The following is a 2,734-nucleotide window of genomic DNA, read 5'->3' on the forward strand; positions in this document are numbered from 1 at the left end:
AAAAAAGCCTCAAATGATTGCAGAGCAATTATTTGAGGTTTTGAGAATTCTGAATTCTTTTGAAATTAAATCCGATCGAATATCTGCGGAATGTGGGTTTTTGAGAAAGGCTATACCTGCTTTTTATTGAAACACAAAAACCATGTTTCCATTGGTTGGGAAACATGGTTTGTTGAATGATTATTTAAAATAGCGATTTGAAGCAGCTTTGAGTGTCAGGTCAGTTTTTACACAGAAGCAGCCACAAACACCAAACCGGCTACTAACAGCGCGGCGGCAACACCCAGGATGATGTAGTTCCGTTGCTGGTTCTTGTTGGGAGGTACGGCGTCGTACATCTTCGGCTCTTTGGCAAAGTTGTTCAAGCGTCCGTCTTCTTCGGTAGTATAAGGCATTGGCAACAATCCTCAATATTTTTGATTGCCATCACTGTACCAAAAAAACGCGATCGAAGTGCCTGAAAAATTCGGGAATTTATTTTGATGTGACAGTACCTGTTTCGGGGGAAGAGGCGATCGCGTAATCTTTGACCGGCATTCTTCCTGCTAAGTACGCTAAACGTCCCGCTTCTGCGGCCATTCCCATTGCTTTGGCCATTGCCGGAGAATTCTGAGCATTGGCGATCGCGGAATTAATCAAAAGTGCATCAGCGCCCATTTCCATGGCTTGGGCCGCTTCGCTGGGAGTGCCGATCCCTGCATCCACCACCACAGGGATATTCACCGTGTCAATAATGATTTGAATATTGGCAGCATTATTGATCCCTTGCCCCGAACCGATGGGCGAACCTAAAGGCATGACAGTCGCACAACCGACTTCTTCTAGGCGTTTTGCTAGCAGCGGATCGGCATTGATGTAAGGCAAAACGGCAAAACCTTCTTTGACTAATTGCTCTGCGGCGTGCAAAGTGCCGATCGGATCGGGCAGCAAATATTTAGCATCCGGAATCACTTCTAACTTAACAAAATTATTATCTTCCTGCCCTAAAAGCTTCGCCATTTCCCTGCCCAAACGAGCCACTCTAACCGCCTCATCCGCCGTTTGACAACCGGCAGTATTCGGCAGCATCCAAATTTTAGTCCAATCAAGAGCCTCTGCCAATCCTTCATGACCGGGAGCATTTGTTTGCACTCGCCGCACAGCCACAGTCACAATTTCGCATCGGCTAGCGTTGACACTTTGCTGCATTTCGGCAATGCTGCGATATTTTCCCGTCCCCGTCATCAAGCGAGAATGAAAAGTTTTGCCAGCAATCACCAGAGGTTTATCAAAAGATGGCATTGCTGTATCTACTGGATAGCCAAAAATGCTGTATTCAAGTGCCTCTTTCCATTGTTCTCTACCGCCCAACATCTCTTCCAGTTGCAAACCTTCTTTATTTGTCAGCTCATCACGAGTAACTGCATAAACAATTTGCCCAACTGTAATCAATTTCGCCTCTCGCGGCATATTATTTTTTAAGCCAGTTTGTATAACTTCTTCAAATTCATTAAAAACGTCTTCCATTTTCCCATTCCTCCCTAGTAATCTGTTGTACTTCTTCGCTGTTGAATACTAATATAATATTCTGGATAAGTTGTCTTTCGTCCGAATAAAAAGCTTTTCTGATGCCATCGTTTATCTTCCAAAATTCATAACTATCTCGGTTGATGTGAATAATAACGGCTGCTGCACCTTGATTCTTTGCCCTGCTGATTCCTTCTTGAAGTCGGTATCTGATGTTTTTAGTAGATTTTGTCAACTCCTTAAATTCGGAAATCTCACCGTCAATCTCAGCATCTGGCGTTCTGCTATACAAATCCTAGACAAGTCTAGACATTTGCTTCTTACTTCATCGGGAGCATGGGAGCGGTTATCCCTCCGTAAGCTTTCACGTTTTAGCCAAGCGCGATAAATTAATTGCTGCGTTCAAATCCCTGTCCATCGAATGACCACAACTTTCACAGTCGTAGGTTCTTTCTTTTAGGGGCATATCTTGAATATGTCCGCAGTTTGAACAGGTTTTACTCGAAGGGAACCAGCGGTCGGCAATGATTATTTCACAGCCAAACTTTTTAGCTTTGTATTCTAGCTGACGTTTGAATTCATAGAATCCACAGTCAGCGATAACTTGAGCTAGTTTGTGATTAGCTAGCATTCCCGAAACATTCAAATTTTCTACTACTATCGTTGCGTGGTTTTTGCCTAAGTAAGTAGTAATTTGATGGAGAGTATTTTTTCTGAGATTCGCTACCGCTTCATGATGTTTTGCTAACCTTTGTTTCGCCTTTAATCTATTGCTAGAGCCTTTAAGCTTTCGGGATAACTCCTTTGACAGCCTACGCAATTTACTGAGATGCGTTTTGTAATGCCTTGGGTTAGGGAAAACAACTCCCGTCGAAAGTGTTGCTAACTCTTTAACTCCTAGGTCAACACCCACGACATCGTGTTGCTTTACAGTTGATTCATGCTCCTGTTCGTAGGCAAAAGCAATAAACCAACTGTCGGCAGTTCGAGATATCGTGATTGACTTGCAGGTGGTATGAGGCAATCCTTCGTAGGTTTTTACCCAGCCGATGGTGGGCAACTTTATGGACGTACCACCTACCGGGATTGGTTTTCCACCTGCGTCTATCGTGAAGGAATCATGATGGCTCTTTTTCTTGAATTTGGGATATCCAGCTTTTTTTGAGAAAAATAAGGAGAAGGAATCACCAAGATTGTCGAAAGCATATTGAGTTATCTTCTGGCAAAT

4 protein-coding genes are annotated in these 2,734 nt (G+C 43.4%); all 4 read right to left on the reverse strand.

Going from position 1 to position 2,734, the window contains the following annotated elements; translation table 11 throughout:
• Window positions 1-227: 227 nt before the first annotated feature.
• Window positions 228-395, reverse strand: a complete 168-nt coding sequence (gene psb34, locus JGK14_RS33860; protein ID WP_293187141.1) for a photosystem II assembly protein Psb34 — start codon at window positions 393-395, stop codon at window positions 228-230.
• A 79-nt stretch (window positions 396-474) separates the two neighbouring features.
• Window positions 475-1,281, reverse strand: coding sequence for a thiazole synthase (locus JGK14_RS33865; protein ID WP_293220581.1), 807 nt, complete (start codon window positions 1,279-1,281; stop codon window positions 475-477).
• 208 nt (window positions 1,282-1,489) lie between these two features.
• Window positions 1,490-1,798, reverse strand: a complete 309-nt coding sequence (locus tag JGK14_RS33870; RefSeq protein WP_293187143.1) for a hypothetical protein — start codon at window positions 1,796-1,798, stop codon at window positions 1,490-1,492.
• A gap of 72 nt (window positions 1,799-1,870) precedes the next feature.
• Window positions 1,871-2,734, reverse strand: an 864-nt coding sequence (locus JGK14_RS33875) for an RNA-guided endonuclease InsQ/TnpB family protein (RefSeq protein ID WP_325316016.1), incomplete at its 5' end; no start/stop codon positions are given.

This window comes from Microcoleus sp. PH2017_28_MFU_U_A (genome assembly GCF_020738035.1).
In the GTDB taxonomy this organism is placed as follows: Bacteria; Cyanobacteriota; Cyanobacteriia; order Cyanobacteriales; family Microcoleaceae; genus Microcoleus.